This is a genomic window from Dendrosporobacter sp. 1207_IL3150 (assembly GCF_036763085.1).
Lineage (GTDB): Bacteria > Bacillota > Negativicutes > DSM-1736 > Dendrosporobacteraceae > JBAIYU01.
This window is the reverse complement of sequence record NZ_JBAIYU010000011.1, coordinates 33,227-50,383: the sequence shown is the minus strand read 5'-3', so window position 1 is coordinate 50,383 and position 17,157 is coordinate 33,227. Positions and strand designations below refer to the sequence as shown.

Below are 17,157 nucleotides of genomic sequence, written 5' to 3'. Positions count from 1 at the left end.
CAATAAGTTAGCGATTGGGGTGAAGCTAGTGAAGCAAAATAACACACCACGGATAGTCATAGCAGCTACAAATAGTGGTGCTGGAAAAACGACTATAGTCACGGGAATTTTGGCCAATCTCAAGCATAAAGGTCTAAGCGTGCAATCCTACAAAGTTGGACCAGACTATATCGATCCCGGATATCATAAGCTAGCGAGCGGCAAGCCCGGCCACAACCTTGATACATGGCTGGTTCCTCAAGAAAAAATAGCAAATATTTTTGCAAAAACATCTAATGGAAGCGACATAGCAATAATCGAAGGTGTCATGGGCTTATACGACGGCGGCCGTGAGGGTATTAGCAGCACCGCTGCTATTGCTAAAATACTCAAGGCACCAGTTATACTCGTTGTTGATGTTAAATCAATGGGAGAGAGCGCTGCTGCCATCGTCCTAGGCTTTAAATCATATGATCCTGAGTTAAATTTAGCAGGTGTAATAATAAATCGTGTCGGCTCAGATACTCACAGAATAATGGTTTCATCAGCTATTGAAAAGCTAGGTGTGCCAGTTTTAGGCTGTATTTATCGTAATAATAAGCTTTCCTTGCCCGAAAGGCATCTAGGTCTAACACCAGTCACAGAACATTCTGCAGAAGAAACTCTGGGCATAATTGCCGATCAAATAGGCCGTGAGGTCAATATACCTCAGTTAGTCAACCTAGCATGCTCAGCACCAGAATATCTTGATCAGGTAATAGCTGTTCAAGATATTCCGGTTAAATCTGGGGTGAGAATTGGCATAGCTGATGACGAAGCTTTTTCCTTTTATTATCCTGAGAGTTTAGCGGTCTTAATGGAGCTTGGCGCAGAATTAGTTCCATTTAGTCCGCTAAAGGATAATGCTATTCCTAACGTAGACGGCATTATATTAGGCGGCGGCTTTCCCGAAATGTTTGCTGAAAGACTTTCAGCTAACCAAAATATGCGTAATGCCATTTATACCGCAGGAAAACAAGGTATGCCTATATATGCCGAATGTGGCGGACTGATGTACTTAACTAAAAAAATTACTAACTTTACTGGTGAGTCTTATGAAATGGTCGGGTTAGTACCTGCATCTTCTGAAATGTGCACAAAGTTGCAAACTGTCGGCTATGTTGAAGCTGCTGCGGTGAGCGATAACGTACTTTGCCAAAAAAATGACATTTTACGAGGGCATGAATTCCATTTCTCACAAATGATACCAGATTGCGTTGACGCAGATTTCTCTTGGGCTTTTGATTTCAAAAAAGTTAGAACAGGTATCATTTACCCGAGCGGATACGCATTTAAAAACATATTGGCTACTTATTTACATATCCATTTTGCAGGAAATATCAAAGCTGCCGAACTTCTTATTACTAAGTGCAAGAAATTTAGAGAAGAACGTTATCCCAACGGGGGTTAATATAAATGGCAAAAAAAATCATTCTAGTTACCGGCGGTGCTAGAAGCGGCAAAAGCCTTTTCGCCGAACAGTATGCAACTGTAAAAGGCAAGAACATCGCATATATCGCTACTGCTCAGGCTTACGATCAGGAGATGAAAGAACGAATTAATCTCCATCGTAAACGCCGCCCGGATAACTGGTATACCTATGAATCACCGTATAACGCCGAAAGTACCGTTACTGAAGCATCAAAAACGTGTGACACAATTCTATTTGATTGTCTAACTATCTATACAAGTAATTTATTACTTGATCCTAAAGCACCTAGTGAACGAGAAGAAAGATACACATATGTTATGCAGGCGGTTTCTAGTTTTACCGAAAGTATAGCTAACTGCGATTCAAATGTTATTATAGTAACAAATGAAGTCGGAATGGGGATAGTTCCTGAAAATGCTCTAGCGCGTGAGTATCGTGATTTGGCAGGGGCTGTCAACCAGAAGATAGCAGCAAATGCTGATGAAGTTTATCTAGTTGTAAGCGGAATTCCAGTGAATATAAAGCAGCTTGCTGTAAGACTAGCCAAGGAGGAATAATATGGCTAAAACAATAATGCTTCAAGGTACAAGTTCACATGTTGGCAAAAGTATTCTAACAACGGCATTGTGTCGAATCTTTTTGCAGGACGGACAAAAAGTTGTGCCGTTTAAAGCGCAAAACATGGCCTTAAACTCATATGTTACAAAAGATGGCGGCGAAATGGGACGGGCGCAAGTTGCCCAAGCTGAAGCAGCAGGTCTTGATCCTTTTGTTGAAATGAATCCGGTTTTACTAAAGCCTACAGGAAACTCTTGTTCGCAAGTTATTTTAATGGGAAAACCAATCGGGAATATGTCTGCCAAACAATATCATACGGAATATAGCCTGAAGGCACTAGGTGTCATTCGCGAGTGTCTTAATAAACTGTCCAGTAATTTTGATACAATAGTTATCGAAGGAGCTGGAAGTCCGGCTGAGGTTAATTTAAAAGCCAACGATATTGTAAATATGCGGATAGCAAAAATGCTTAACGCTCCTGTACTCCTTATTGCAGATATAGATAGAGGCGGAGCTTTGGCGTCAGTTGTCGGCACTTTAGAATTGCTAGAGCCGGATGAGCGAGACTTGGTAAAAGGAATAATCATTAATAAGTTCCGCGGTGATATAAACCTGCTAACTCCTGCGCTTGAGTTTCTTGAAACCAAAACAGGAAAGCCGGTGGTGGGAGTTATTCCACACTTGGAAAACTTAGGGATTGATGATGAGGATTCTGTATCACTTGATGAGAAAACAACATTGACACAGGATTGCGAAATTGAAATAGCAGTTTTAAGAACACCTAAAATATCTAACTTTACGGACTTTGATGCATTAGCTAACGAGCCAGATGTTAAAGTACGTTACATTCGTCAGGGTGAACGAATTGGAACCCCTGATTTAATAATACTACCAGGTAGTAAAAATACTACTGAAGATTTGCTCTACTTGCGTCAACAGGGATACGAGTCCGAAATTATTTCCCTAATTGATTCAGGTACTCCGATCGTTGGTATATGCGGAGGTTACCAGATGCTTGGGACTGAGATATTAGATCCAGAGCATACTGAATCAAACTTAGATAGAGTAGATGGTCTTGGTTTACTAGATATTAGAACAACTTTTGCAGCAAGTAAAATAACTCATCAGGTTACAGTGTCAAGCCGAGGTAACGGATTTTTAGGAGTAGACTACAATAACGATAATATGACTGGCTATGAAATACATATGGGGAGAACCGAATTTCTTACACCTGTTAGACACGCTTTTAATATAACCAGCCGCTCCGATCAGCCCGTTCAGCACTGTGACGGCGTCGTTCGCCAAGATGGGCTTGTTATGGGAACATATATTCATGGCATTTTTGATAATGACGCTTATCGCCGTTCAATATTAGATGCTATTAGAGTGCGAAAAGGACTGAAGCCGATAAACTCTGTCCTAAATACATATAACCGTAAGCAGGCTAGTTATGACCGTTTGGCTGAAGTCGTAAGAAATAGTCTTAATATGGAATTAGTTTATAAAGTAATGGGTGTATAAGATGGAAAAATATATGCCCATTCTGGCAATTTTTTTTGATGCCATAATTGGTGACCCTAGATCTAAATTGCATCCGGTAGTCCTAATCGGCAATTTGGTCGGTTTAATAGAAAGCAAGTTATTGATGCCAAACTATCCAAGTATAAAAAAGAAATATTTAGGATTATTACTGGTTCTTCTTGTTCTTTCAACTACTTATAGTGCTGTTTGGCTGATAATTTATTTTTTAGAAACTATTCATCCTTATGCTGCTTTTATTGGCAGCGCTATTCTGCTAAGTTTTACAATCTCCCCCCGAAGTTTGGCCGAAGCAGGGGAGGAAATAAGACGTTATTTAGTACAGAAGAATTTAGAGCAAGCGCGATATAAAGTCGGTTGGATTGTAGGACGCGATACAAAAAAATTAGATGTAAGTGAGGTAACTCGAGCGACAGTAGAAACAATTGCCGAAAATATTGTCGACGGGATCATCTCACCACTCTTTTATTTTGCAATTGGTGGTGTACCTTTAGCATTTCTTTACCGGGCTGTAAATACCATGGATTCGATGGTGGGTTACAAAAATGAAAAATATCTTGATTTTGGTATGGCCGCTGCCCGAACTGACGACTTATTTAATTTTATTCCCGCCCGAATAACAGCTATGCTGATAATAATTTCAGCATTCTTATTACGGTATGATGCTAAAAACTCTTTATATTCCATCAAGCGTGATGCCCATAAGCACCCAAGCCCCAACAGCGGTTATGCCGAAGCAGGTGTAGCTGGAGCGTTAGGTGTAAGATTAGGCGGGCTTAACTATTATGGCGGGGTGGAGTCATTCCGTGCATACATGGGTGAGTCTAGAAATAACTTGAGTCCAGTACATATACGGCAAACAGTTTATATAATGGGGTTAGTTACAGGTTTATTTGCGGTTGCTATCCTTTTAATAAATCTTAGTTTTTAGCTTGAGGAGATTTAAGAGATAAATGTATGACTTTATTACTGGCTTGCAATTTTTGACTCGTATATATATTATAAAACAAACAGAGTGGTCTCCGAAAAGCTTTGGACGCAGTGTAAAATATTTCCCCTTAATAGGAGCAGTCTTGGGTTTAGTCTTTGCGGCAATTAGCCATCTATTTGAAAGTATATTACCCTCGATTGGAATTTACATCCCGCCCAATGTTAGCGCTGCAGTTTTACTTTTATTTACAGTAATCCTTACCGGAGGATTGCACTGCGACGGTTTTATGGATACCATGGACGGAATATTTTCTGGACGTTCACGGGAACGTATGTTGGAAATAATGAAAGACAGCAGGGTCGGCGCAAATGGTGTTATGGCCTTTTGTTTGCTCGTCCTGATAAAGTGGTCTTTAATTCTTGATATATCGCCATCGATTTTACCAACTTCACTTTTTTTAATGCCGATATTAGGCCGTTTTGCGATGGTAGTAGGTATTACTGCTTTTCCTTATGCCAAGCCTGACGGAATAGGCAAGGCTTTTGCTGAGTTTGCAGACAAAAAGACACTGCTCATCTCAACTGTACTAACACTTTTAATTGTCTTGCTAACTGGTGGTAAAGCCATACTGTGTTTTTTAGCAGCATCGGTATTTGCGTACTTATTTTCCAAGTATATTACAAATTTGATTGGTGGACTGACTGGCGACGTTTATGGCGCCCTGACAGAATTAACTGAGGTGCTGATACTCTTTGTGTTTCTGTTCTAAAAAATAAAAGCACTATTGGAGATATATATGTTTGCATGTGTAAAAGCCCCAGGTTCATGTGGTGAATTAGTTCAAGGGACAATTGGCGGCAATAACTTCCTTATCACTTGCCCAATCAATATTTATTCCAAAGCAATCGTAACACCTAGCTGCTCTTCGCAGCATTTAGATGCTGGGGAGAAAACTAAACTAGCAGTCAAAAAGACTTTGAAATATCTAAACATATCTAACGTAAATTTTCAAATTACAGTAACATCAAACTTACCTCAAGGTAAAGGTATGGCCTCAAGCAGTGCTGATATCAGCGCTGCATCCCAAGCAGTAGCAATTTCTTTTGGGAAAACTTTAACACCTGACGAAATAGCACGTATTGCAATTTCAATTGAACCTACCGATGGAATTTTTTTTCCCGGTATTGTAATGTTTGATCATGTTTTAGGATACAACACGAGCTCTTTAGGTAATCCACCAGCAATAACTATTGCAGTCTTTGACGGCGGAGGAGAAGTAGACACACTATATTTTAACCGCCGAAAAGATCTGGTGAAATTAAATACTGAAAAAGAACATCAAGTGCAGCAAGCTCTTTCCTTAGTCAAAAGAGGATTGAGCAAAAGTGATGCATACTTGATAGCAAAAGGTGCGACTATGAGTGCACTTGCCAATCAAACCATTTTATATAAGCCGTATTTAGAAAAAATTATTAAGATTTCAGATCGCTATGGGGCAATTGGTGTAAATGTTGCCCATAGTGGGACGGTTGTCGGCGTAATGTTTAATTCAAATCTTATGGATAAATATGATGATTGTTTGATTGCACTTCAAGATTGCTGCCCTGATATTAAATTTTTGCAAACAGTCCAGCTTATTTCAGGGGGACTACACTTAGTAGGTGATATAAATGACCAGAAAAAACTCCTTTGAGCATGGCGGAAATATTTTCAAAGCTGCAAGGAACAAAAATACCAGTTCAATTGATTTCATAGATTTTAGCGCTAATATAAATCCGCTAGGTTTAGCCGACAATGTTAGAGAATCTATAATCTCTTCTTTAGATAAAATTATTCACTATCCAGACCCTGATGCTCATGACTTAAAAACTGCAATTTCTAAATACTATAATGTTGATTATGCGAGTATTACTGTTGGAAACGGAGCAGTCGAATTATTATACGTACTATGTCATCTAGTTAAACCAAAACGGGTACTTATCCCCGCGCCGTCTTTTAGCGAGTATGAACGTGCAGCCAAAGCCAGTAAAGCTGAAGTAGAGTATTATTACTTATGCGAAAATACTAATTTTACAATTGACGTTTCAAAAATAATCCCGATTATGGATGAATTTGATATCGTATTTATAGGCAATCCAAACAATCCTACTGGAACAATATTACCGAAAAAAGACTTGGAGTTACTCATTAGGTCCGCTCAAAAATCGAACTGCCTTGTGGTCGTTGATGAGTCTTTTATTGATTTTCTGCCTGATGACAATCAACACACTTGTCGTGATTTGATAAAGTCATATGATAACTTAGTAATACTACACTCACTGACTAAATTTTATGCAATACCCGGCTTAAGGTTAGGATTTACCTTAACATCAACCGAGTTAGCTAAATTGCTTGATCTAGGGAAAGATCCTTGGAACGCTAATACTTTAGCACAATCTGCAGGAGTTGCTGCACTCAAGAATATCGACTACCGAATTAAAACTAAAGAAATAATCGGGTCAGCTAAACAACAGTTCTATAAAGATCTATGCAGTATTCAAGGTCTTAAAGTGCATTTTCCTTCGGTAAATTTCATCTTGATAAATATTGAAAATACTGGTTTAATGTCTGCAGAACTTAGCCAAAGAATGTATGAAAGAGGATTTCTAATTCGTGACTGTGCTAACTATCCCGGACTATCGCCATTTTATATTCGTTTAGCCGTTAAACTGCCAGTCCAAAATTCATTGATTATTGAATCATTAAAAGAATCGATAGTAGGTGATGAAGAGTGACAAAAATAATATTAGTTCGCCATGGACAAACATTTTGGAATCTAGAGTTAAAATATCAAGGTCACACCGATATTGAATTGACTGATTTAGGCATTAGTCAAGCTAAAAAAGTTTCACAGCGCCTTAAAGACATTCAAGTATCTGCCATCTATGCCAGTGATTTAAGCCGAGCATACAAAACGGCAGAATATATCGCCGAGAACCATAAACTTCCGGTGATAGCTGTTCCAGAATTCAGAGAGATTTCTTTTGGGGAGTGGGAAGGTCTGAATTATAATAAAATTAACGAAGGCTGGCCCGATGTAATGGGTAAACTTTTTACCCATCCAGACGAAATACGTATTCCGGGAGGGGAGACCTTTCGTGAACTAAAAGAACGTGCCCAAAGAGCTATAGATGAATTAGTTGCAAAACATAATAATGAAACTATTATTGTGGTTTCACATGGTGGTACAATAAGAACACTCATTTGTGCAGCACTTGATATTCATCTAAATCGAGTGTGGAATATAAAACAAGATAATACGGCAGTAAATATCATTGAATATTATCCGGAACGAACTATGGTTTCCCTGATTAATGATAATCATCATCTAAATTTTTAAAGTATAATCAACTTTATTCTTAATACGAACCTTAATGTAATTAGAAAGAACCTCTTATCGTTTTCTGATAAGAGGTTCTTTGAAGCTTTGTATACTATCCTTTTATCCACTCTTGCCATATGTCAGGATTATACCCTACAGTCGCTTTACTGCCATTTCTTACAATAGGGGTTTTTAGCAAGAGTGGCTCATTTAACAACACTGTTTCGACATCGTGAATAATATACTTCAAATTCTTTTGCTGATATAGCTTGCCGGCTTTATCTATTAGATTGTCGATACCAATGACAGTCTTAACGCTATTTAGCTCACCTTTGCTTAGTCCCCTTATTGTTAGATCAACATATTGAAATTTGATTTTTCGTTCTTTAAAATACCTTTCCGCTTTTTTGGTGTCCTGACATTTTTTAATGCCAAAAATTTGTATATTCACGAAAACACCTTCTTGTTATGTAATAAAATTAAGATAACTTAATCTTGCAGCTTAGGCAATAGATATCAAAAAAATATTTCCTCAGTGACGATTGTTTGCGCCTATGCTAAAATATAAAGTTGTATCACTAAAAGAAAGAGGTCCTCTGGAAATGCATAGTTACTGCATTGTACCTAATAATTGCGAAAACTTCTGGGTTTTTGTATCCAGTTTGCCAATAAAAGAAGCTGATAAAGATCTTTTGCGACAATGTCGGATAGCTAAAGTTAACATAGATACTAAACGACATTGCTGGGAGGTCTATGTAGATACTGAAACAAAATTGCCGGAAAACCTTTTGACTCTCGCTGCGAAAAAACTTTGCAGTGATTGCGGCATTAAAGAAGTCCGCTTTATTCAAAAATTAAAGGTACTGAAAACTTATATTGAAAATGAGTGGCCTGATTTTGTAGATAATGTTTCAAATAATAATCCAACCGTAAAACATCTTCTAATCAGTGCTAAAAGGTCTTTTGATGGCAGCAAATTAGTTATAGAGACGGCTGGGGAACTTTCGTCCGAAATTTTTCAGACACATGGAATAATTAACGGTATTAAAAGTTATATTTTGCAAGAGTTTAATCAGCAATGTGAAGTTGAATGTATAACAAATGCTGAAAACATAATAAGTGAAAACGAGGAAGATCTGCTTACACCGGAATATCTTGAGGCTTTAAATGACAATAAAACAACAAAGGTACAAGAAGTCTCCAGTCCCCTTATTTTTGGGCGAAATATAAAGGAATCCCCTCAGCCAATTAATACAATTCAAGACGAAGCTAGAAATATTGTTATTGAGGGGAAAATAATCAATTTTGAAACTCGCGAGCTTCGCTCAGGACGCTTCCTCTTGACGTTTGATGTAGCTGATTCAACTGATGGTTTAAGTGCTAAGGTTTTTTTTGATGATAAAGAAAAATTTGACAAAGTTAGCTCGTCGATAAAAAAAGGTATGAGTGCAAAAGTAAAAGGTACTGTACAGTTTGATAAATTTGCAAACGAGTTGGTGATTTTTGCCGATAGTATGTACCGAGTAGATGTTTTTGAGCGCAAAGATAATGCACTAGAAAAAAGGGTTGAACTTCATGCGCATACCCAAATGAGTAATATGGACGCAGTAGTTTCTGTAAAAAATTTAATTAATACGGCAGCTAAATGGGGACATTCAGCAATTGCTATTACTGATCATGGAGTTGTCCAGGCTTTCCCTGAAGCTTGTGAAGTTGCCGCTAAAGCCAAAATAAAAGTAATATATGGTATGGAAGGCTACCTATTTGAAAAAGAGATTAATCAAGCTAATCATATCGTAATTTTAGCCCAAAATGCCATTGGGCTTCGGAATTTATATAGATTAGTTTCTTTATCACATTTGAAATTTCTTCATCGAACACCTAGAATTCCTCGTGCTGTTCTTGCCGAGCTTCGTGAAGGACTAATATTCGGTTCTGCTTGTGAAGCTGGCGAGCTTATCCAAGCCATAATAAATGGCCGTTCTGACGAAGAATTACTTAAGATTGCTGATTTCTATGATTACTTAGAAATACAGCCAATTGCGAACAATGCATTTCTTGTTCGGGAAGGCATAGTACGTGATGATGAGGAACTAAGAAAGATTAATCTAAAGGTTTGTGAAATTGGCGCGAAATTAGATAGACCTGTAGTCGCTACCTGTGACGTGCATTTTTTAAATCCTGAAGATGAGGTATATAGAAGAATTCTAATGGCTGGTAAGGGCTTTTCCGATGCTGACAATCAACCGCCGTTATATTTCCGCACAACAGAAGAAATGCTTGAGGAGTTTAAATATTTAGGCAAAGAAAAAGCTTATGAAACGGTTGTACAAAATCCTCAACTAATCGCTAATATGATTGATAGTTTTAAACCTATCCCTGATGAATTGTATTCTCCACAAATTCCCGGTGCCGAAGATCAGATACGAAATATGTCTTATCAGCAGGCTGAGTTATTATACGGCAGTCCATTGCCGGAAATAGTTGCATCACGTTTGAATTATGAGTTGAATTCTATAATTAATAATGGTTTTGCTGTGTTATACCTTATTGCCCATAAGCTAGTTAAAAAATCCTTGGATGATGGGTATTTGGTTGGGTCAAGGGGTTCTGTTGGTTCGTCCTTTGTTGCAACTATGACCAATATAACTGAAGTAAATCCTCTTCCTCCGCATTGGTCTTGCCCAAAATGCAAGTTCAGTGAGTTTATTACAGACGGAAGCTACGGAGGCGGATTTGATTTGCCTGATAAGAATTGCCCATCGTGTGGAACTATGATGACCAAAGACGGACATGATATACCGTTTGCTGTATTTATGGGGTTCCATGGCGATAAAGTACCTGATATTGATTTGAATTTTTCGGGTGATTACCAGCCAGTTGCTCACAAGTATACGGAAGAGTTATTTGGTAAAGATAATGTTTTTAGAGCAGGTACGATAGCAACAATCGCTGACAAAACTGCTTTCGGATATATAAAAAACTATCATTCAGAAAAAAGTGTCAACGTACGTAATGCCTATATAAACAGTCTTATCGAAGGATGTACGGGTGTGAAACGTACTACTGGTCAACATCCAGGCGGTATAATGGTAGTGCCCCGTGACATGGATGTCCATCATTTTACACCTATTCAACGTCCTGCTGATGATAAAAACTCATCTACGATTACTACTCATTTTGACTACCATTCAATAAGCAGCAGGCTAGTAAAACTAGATATTCTCGGCCACGATGATCCGACAGTAATTAAAATGCTCGAGGATCTAACTGGTCGAGACCCTAAAACTATTCCATTTGATGACCAAGAAACTATGAGTTTATTTTCTTCAACTAAGGCTCTTAACTTAAGTCCAGCGCAATTAGGAAGTACCGTTGGCACGTTTGGCATACCTGAATTTGGCACAAAGTTTGTTCGTCAAATGCTTGATGATACTAAGCCCAAAACGTTCAGCGAACTTGTACGAATAAGTGGTTTTTCTCACGGTACTGATGTCTGGCTTAATAATGCGCAAGAATTAATTAAAGCGGGAACGGCCAAATTATCAGAGGCAATATCAGCACGTGACGATATTATGGTATACCTAATTCATAAGGGCCTAGACCCCCAGGACGCTTTCAAGATAATGGAAGGCGTTCGAAAAGGTAAAGGAGTCAAGCCAGAAGATGTTGCAAAAATGCGTGAAAAGAATGTGCCTGATTGGTATATTGAATCATGTCAAAAGATTAAATATATGTTTCCAAAAGCCCATGCCGTTGCTTATGTAATGATGGCGTTTAGAATTGCCTATTGCAAAATACATTATCCACTGCCTTTTTATGCCGCTTACTTTACCGTAAGGGCGACGGAGTTTGACGCTGACTTAGTAGTTAAAGGCGAGCAGTCTTTAAGAAATAAACTTACCGAGTTTGAACAAAAGGGCAATACTTTGACTGCCAAAGAAAAAAGTATGCAGACTATAGTAGAAATGGCCTTGGAAATGTACTTGCGCTCATTTATATTCTATAATGTAGACTTATATAAGTCTGATGCTACTAAGTTCTTAATTGTTGATCAGGGTTTGCTGCCACCGCTTGCCTCTTTACAGGGTCTGGGAGATTCGGCAGCCCAAAACATAGTTTCCGCAAGACAGGAAAGGGCGTTCTCATCAATTGAAGATCTTAGGGTGCGCAGCCGTGTTTCAAAGACAGTTATAGATATATTGCGTGGTCATGGGTGTCTTGGTGACTTGTCAGAGACTGATCAAATGATGCTCTTTGGTTAAGAACTGCCAGTTTTATGTTGTAAAAACTAGCCCATAGTGTTATAATAAACTCGGTAATAATTGGGTGCGCAAAAAAGAGTGGGTTTAGACCCACTCTTTAATCTTATTTCCGTATTTTTTGACCTGCCAAATATAGGGTATAAGCATATGCCTTATTAGGTAAGAATAAAGGATAAATACATTTATGGTAGGAGGTGCAGTATGTCCAATCGTATAGAAGAACTTGTTGAAAGTTTAGCGAGTGAAATGTTAGCTGGCACAAATATCGAGCTGGTTGATGTTGAATATGTAAAAGAGCGTGATTGGTACTTACGTGTTTTTCTTGATAAGGAAGGCGGTATAGAAATAGAGGATTGCCAATGGCTTAGCGAGCAGCTCGAAGAAAAATTAGACGCGATGGATCCCATTAAGGATAGTTATTATCTTGAGGTTTCATCTCCCGGACTTGATCGAGCATTAAAAAAGGAAAAGGATTTTGCGCGGCATATTGGCGACATGGTTGAAATAAATACATATGCTCCAATCGATGGTAAGAAAAATATAGTGGGAAAACTTGTTGGCCTAATCGACAATAATATACAAATAGAAGTAGATGGTACTGAGCTAAGTGTACCTAGAGAAAAAGCTTCACAAGTTAGACTTCATATAGAATTTTGATAAGTAAACAATTGAATAGGGGGAATTTGGGTGAACGCAGAGTTCATGCAAGCGTTTGAGCAACTTGGTAAAGAAAAAGGTATTGCGCCAGAAATTCTATTTGACGCAATTGAGGCAGCACTAATTTCGGCGTATAAGCGAAATTTCGGCTCAGCGCAAAATGTCCGCGTATCATTGGATCGTTCTACTGGTGAAATACATGTTTTTGCTCGTAAAAACATTGTAGAAACGGTTACAGATTCACGTTTAGAAATGGATCTCGATGAAGCGCAAGCTATAGACCGCAGATATGATTTAGGCGATATAGTCGAAATTGAAGTTACGCCAAAGGATTTTGGTCGAATAGCAGCTCAAACAGCAAAACAAGTTGTGGTTCAACGTATACGTGAAGCCGAACGGGGAATAATTTACGAAGAATTTTCAAATCGTGAAAGCGATATTTTGACCGGAATTGTTCAAAGAATTGAGCAAAAAAATGTATTTATAGATTTAGGTAAAGCCGAAGCAATTCTAGCACCATCGGAACAAATTGCCGGAGAGCAATATAGACACGGAGATAGAATTAAGTCCTATATCATCGAAGTTAAAAAAACTACAAAGGGTCCTCAAATCCTTGTTTCACGGACGCATCCTGGACTTTTGAAAAGACTATTTGAATTGGAAGTTCCTGAAATTCATGATGGTATAGTTGAAATAAAGTCTGTAGCGCGTGAGCCAGGCCTACGTTCTAAGATTGCTGTATATTCAAGGGATGAAAATGTAGATCCAGTTGGTGCTTGTGTCGGACATAAAGGAATGCGTGTTCAAACAATTGTTGATGAGCTTCGCGGCGAAAAAATTGATATTGTAAAATGGAACGCCGATCCTACAAAATATATCGCAAATGCCCTAAGTCCTGCTAAGGTTGTTACAGTAGAAGTTAATGAGGCAGAAAAAATATCGAAGGTTGTTGTCCCTGATTATCAATTATCACTTGCCATCGGTAAAGAAGGTCAGAACGCTAGACTTGCGGCTAAGCTGACTGGATGGAAAATTGATATTAAAAGTGAATCACAAGCTCAAGCAACATTGTAGGGGGAATGAAGGTGGTTCAAAAAAAAATTCCTCAGCGTATGTGCGTTGGGTGTCAGGAAATGAAAAATAAAAAAGAATTAATGCGAATTGTACGGACTCCAGAAGCGGAGATTGTTTTAGATTCTACAGGGAAAAAAGCTGGACGCGGAGCATATGTCTGCCGGAATGAACAATGTTTTGCTAAAGCATTTAAAGAAAAACGCCTTGAGAGAGCTCTAAAGCATGCTGTTGATCCTGAAGTTTACGAACAACTCCGTTCAGGGATTATGAACAAATGAACGAAAACAAGATAACTTCACTTTTAGGTTTAGCACAAAAAGCAGGTAAAGTCGCCTCTGGAGAATTATCAGTAGAAAAAGCTATCCAATCCGGTAAAGCTAAGCTTATTATAATTGCAACAGATTCCTCTGATGGAACAAAGAAAAAATATCGTGACATGTCCCAATATTATCAAGTGCCAATATATGAACTTCTTACAAAACAACAATTAGGGGGCTGCATTGGAAAAGAATATCGAGCAGCGCTCACTATTGTAGAGCAAGGGTTTAGCAATGCAATTGAAAAGGCATTAAAACCATGATAATTAAGCGGGAGAGAAGAAATTTGGGGGTGGATCAATGTCCAAATATAGAGTATATGAGTTAGCAAAAGAATTTAATACAACAAGTAAAGTTATACTTGATATTTTATCGCGTAACAATGTTAATGCGAAAAATCATATGAGCAATGTTGGTGAAGATGCCAAATTAGTAATAAATAGAACGTTTGCCCACAAAATAGAAGCATCTGAATCCATAGTGCCTGAGACACAAGCTGCGCAAGTAAGTACTAAAAGTTCGGAAACATTAGCACGGACTGCACAAACTGATAATCGTCAAATCAACGCGCGTGAGAATAATGTCCAACAGCAATCTGTTAACAACCAGAACCGTCCTCCTTTAAACCAACAGCAGAACCCTAATAATAGACCTGCTGTTGATAATCGTATGCAGCCTAATCAAAATACCAGCAATAACTATAACAGACCTCATAACCCTCAGCAGCAACAGAGATTTAATCAAGGCACTCAGCCCAATCCACAACAGAATCAGCAGAGATTCAACCAAGGGAACCCACAGGCAAATTCCCAACAGAATCAGCAGAGATTCAACCAAGGGAACCCACAGGTAAATTCCCAACAGAATCAGCAGAGGTTTAACCAAGGGAATCCACAGGCAAATAACCAACAGAATCAGCAGAGATTTAACCAAGGAAATCCACAGGCAAATAACCAACAGCCTAGAAATAATTTTAATAATACTACTAATAATAACAACAATCAGCGTCCGCCTATTTCACGTAATGATCAAGCACGCCCTGGTCAAACTAACAATCAGTTTGGAAATCGGCCTCAGTCAAATCAAGGTAGACCTAACACTCCTCAGAATAATTTTGCTAAAAAACCTCAGCAAGGTCCAAACCGAAATCAGTATAATAATAACCGTCCTAGTCAACAAAATCGTTCTCATGCACAGAACAGCCAACCTCGTCAAACTCCGCCAGTTAAAATGGAGCCGCCAAAACCAAAAGTTATTAAATTAGGCGGACCTATAACGGTAAAAGAATTTGCTGGGAAAATTGGCCGTGAAGTTAGTGAAATTATAAAAAAATTAATGATGCTTGGTGTAATGTCTACAATTAATCAAGAAATTGATATAGATACTGCAACAATTTTAGCCGGTGACTTTGGTGTTAAGGTTGTCGAGTTACCTCCAGAGGAAGATCCTACTGAAATTCCAGAGATAGTTGATGATCCTACAACTTTAATTCTTCGCCCGCCTGTTGTAACAGTTATGGGACATGTCGATCATGGTAAAACATCACTGCTTGATGCAATTCGTAAAACACATGTAACTTCACAAGAAGCAGGTGGTATTACTCAGCACATCGGAGCATATCAAGTCGTCAGTCAAGGCAAAAAAATTGTATTTTTAGATACCCCTGGTCACGAAGCGTTTACAGCTATGAGAGCGCGCGGTGCTCAGGTTACCGATATAGCTATTTTGGTTGTAGCTGCCGACGATGGCGTTATGCCTCAAACAATTGAAGCTATTAACCATGCTAAGTCAGCAAAAGTTCCAATTATCGTAGCTGTCAATAAAATGGATCGCGAGGGAGCAAATCCTGATCGCGTAAAACAGCAACTGTCGGACCACGGCTTAGTACCCGAAGATTGGGGCGGTGAAACTATAATGGTTCCAGTTTCTGCGCACAAGAAAACGGGTATAAGCGATCTACTCGAAATGATATTGTTAGTTGCCGAAATGCAAGACTTAAAAGCTAATCCTAACCGATCCGCTCAAGGAACCATTGTTGAAGCACAGTTAGACAAAGGTCGCGGCCCTGTAGCAACTGTTTTAATACAAAAAGGTACATTGCAGATTGGGGATACAATCATTGCTGGTACAGCCTATGGTAAAGTTAGAGCAATGGTTAACGATCGTGGCGAAAAAGTTAAAAAAGCTGGTCCTTCAACTCCAGTTGAAGTATTAGGTTTATCCGACGTACCTGCTGCCGGCGATGTTCTGGTTGTTGTCGACGAAAAAACCGCTAAGGCTGTTGCTGAAAAGCGTGTTGCTAAAAAACGTACTGAAGATTTAGCTCATTCTCAAAAAGTTTCCCTTGATGATTTGTTTAAACAAATACAAGAAGGCAATATAAAAGACTTAAATATCGTTATTAAAGCTGACGTTCAAGGTTCAATTGAGGCTTTGCGCCAATCTTTACTAAACTTAAACACTAATAAAGAAGTTAGAGTAAATATCGTCCATGCTGGTGTTGGTGCCATAAATGAGTCTGATGTTATGCTTGCATCTGCGGCAAACGCTCTAATCATTGGATTTAATGTACGACCTGACGCTAATGCGAGAAAATTAGCTGATACCGAAAAAATCGACCTTAGAACCTATCGTGTTATTTACGAGGCTATTAATGATGTTGAGTCTGCGATGACTGGTATGTTAGCACCAGAATTTAAAGAAGTCAGCCTTGGACGTGTTGAAATTAGACAAGTGTTTAGTTTCTCTAAAGGTATAGTGGCTGGATCATATGTATTAGAAGGTAAAATCACTAACTCTTCCAAAATACGTATTGTTCGAAATGGTATCGTTGTATTTGAAGGCGTTCTCGAATCACTCCGACGTTTTAAAGATGACGTTAAGGAGGTAGCTGCAGGCTACGAGTGCGGTATAACTATCGATAAATTCCGCGATATTAAAGAAGGCGACATCATTGAAGCATATACAATGGAAGAAGTAAAAAGAAGCACTTAATATTTGAACGG

The 17,157-nt window shown here is 38.6% G+C and carries 15 protein-coding genes; 14 read left to right on the top strand and 1 reads right to left on the bottom strand.

Going from position 1 to position 17,157, the window contains the following annotated elements:
- The first annotated feature begins 28 nt into the window (after nucleotides 1–28).
- The 8 genes from V6C17_RS07885 to cobC are packed head-to-tail and all read left to right on the top strand — an operon-like array spanning nucleotide 29 to nucleotide 7,857.
- Nucleotides 29–1,429 (top strand): cobyrinate a,c-diamide synthase, encoded by a 1,401-nt coding sequence (locus tag V6C17_RS07885; protein ID WP_333522026.1) that lies wholly within the window; start codon nucleotides 29–31, stop codon nucleotides 1,427–1,429.
- A gap of 5 nt (nucleotides 1,430–1,434) precedes the next feature.
- Nucleotides 1,435–2,007: a bifunctional adenosylcobinamide kinase/adenosylcobinamide-phosphate guanylyltransferase gene (gene cobU / locus V6C17_RS07880; protein WP_333522025.1), complete on the top strand. Its 573-nt coding sequence runs from the start codon at nucleotides 1,435–1,437 to the stop codon at nucleotides 2,005–2,007.
- Nucleotide 2,008: 1 nt separating this feature from the next.
- Nucleotides 2,009–3,529, top strand: coding sequence for a cobyric acid synthase (locus V6C17_RS07875; protein WP_333522024.1), 1,521 nt, complete (start codon nucleotides 2,009–2,011; stop codon nucleotides 3,527–3,529).
- A 1-nt stretch (nucleotide 3,530) separates the two neighbouring features.
- Nucleotides 3,531–4,478 (top strand): adenosylcobinamide-phosphate synthase CbiB, encoded by a 948-nt coding sequence (gene cbiB / locus V6C17_RS07870; RefSeq protein WP_333522023.1) that lies wholly within the window; start codon nucleotides 3,531–3,533, stop codon nucleotides 4,476–4,478.
- A 22-nt stretch (nucleotides 4,479–4,500) separates the two neighbouring features.
- Nucleotides 4,501–5,247: an adenosylcobinamide-GDP ribazoletransferase gene (gene cobS, locus V6C17_RS07865; RefSeq protein ID WP_333522022.1), complete on the top strand. Its 747-nt coding sequence runs from the start codon at nucleotides 4,501–4,503 to the stop codon at nucleotides 5,245–5,247.
- 27 nt (nucleotides 5,248–5,274) lie between these two features.
- Nucleotides 5,275–6,171 carry a GHMP family kinase ATP-binding protein gene (locus V6C17_RS07860; protein ID WP_333522021.1) on the top strand — a complete coding sequence of 299 codons (897 nt, stop codon included), beginning with the start codon at nucleotides 5,275–5,277 and terminating at the stop codon, nucleotides 6,169–6,171.
- A complete protein-coding gene (gene cobD / locus V6C17_RS07855; RefSeq protein WP_333522020.1) occupies nucleotides 6,149–7,252 on the top strand; it encodes a threonine-phosphate decarboxylase CobD in 1,104 nt (367 codons plus the stop codon). Before V6C17_RS07860 ends, cobD begins: the two co-directional genes overlap by 23 nt.
- Nucleotides 7,249–7,857 (top strand): alpha-ribazole phosphatase, encoded by a 609-nt coding sequence (gene cobC / locus V6C17_RS07850; protein ID WP_333522019.1) that lies wholly within the window; start codon nucleotides 7,249–7,251, stop codon nucleotides 7,855–7,857. Before cobD ends, cobC begins: the two co-directional genes overlap by 4 nt.
- Before the next feature lie 94 nt (nucleotides 7,858–7,951).
- On the opposite strand, the gene V6C17_RS07845 is transcribed toward cobC, so the two are convergent.
- The gene (locus V6C17_RS07845; RefSeq protein ID WP_333522018.1) at nucleotides 7,952–8,290 is read right to left on the bottom strand and encodes an arsenate reductase family protein; all 339 of its coding nucleotides are present in this window, start codon (nucleotides 8,288–8,290) and stop codon (nucleotides 7,952–7,954) included.
- A 151-nt stretch (nucleotides 8,291–8,441) separates the two neighbouring features.
- Between V6C17_RS07845 and V6C17_RS07840 the strand changes: the two genes are divergently transcribed.
- The 6 genes from V6C17_RS07840 to infB all read left to right on the top strand — a co-directional run bounded on the left by V6C17_RS07840 (nucleotide 8,442) and on the right by infB (nucleotide 17,146).
- Complete coding sequence (locus tag V6C17_RS07840; RefSeq protein ID WP_333522017.1) at nucleotides 8,442–12,104, top strand: PolC-type DNA polymerase III; 3,663 nt, start codon at nucleotides 8,442–8,444, stop codon at nucleotides 12,102–12,104.
- Nucleotides 12,105–12,305: 201 nt separating this feature from the next.
- Nucleotides 12,306–12,761, top strand: a complete 456-nt coding sequence (gene rimP, locus V6C17_RS07835; RefSeq protein WP_333522016.1) for a ribosome maturation factor RimP — start codon at nucleotides 12,306–12,308, stop codon at nucleotides 12,759–12,761.
- 30 nt (nucleotides 12,762–12,791) lie between these two features.
- Nucleotides 12,792–13,835 carry a transcription termination factor NusA gene (gene nusA, locus V6C17_RS07830; protein WP_333522015.1) on the top strand — a complete coding sequence of 348 codons (1,044 nt, stop codon included), beginning with the start codon at nucleotides 12,792–12,794 and terminating at the stop codon, nucleotides 13,833–13,835.
- Nucleotides 13,836–13,846: 11 nt separating this feature from the next.
- Entirely contained in the window at nucleotides 13,847–14,113 is a 267-nt protein-coding gene (gene rnpM / locus V6C17_RS07825; RefSeq protein WP_442891457.1) for an RNase P modulator RnpM, read from the top strand.
- On the top strand, nucleotides 14,110–14,415 hold the full coding sequence (locus tag V6C17_RS07820) for a L7Ae/L30e/S12e/Gadd45 family ribosomal protein (RefSeq protein WP_333522013.1): 306 nt from the start codon (nucleotides 14,110–14,112) through the stop codon (nucleotides 14,413–14,415). Before rnpM ends, V6C17_RS07820 begins: the two co-directional genes overlap by 4 nt.
- Before the next feature lie 37 nt (nucleotides 14,416–14,452).
- Entirely contained in the window at nucleotides 14,453–17,146 is a 2,694-nt protein-coding gene (gene infB / locus V6C17_RS07815) for a translation initiation factor IF-2 (RefSeq protein WP_333522012.1), read from the top strand.
- Nucleotides 17,147–17,157 lie beyond the last annotated feature (11 nt).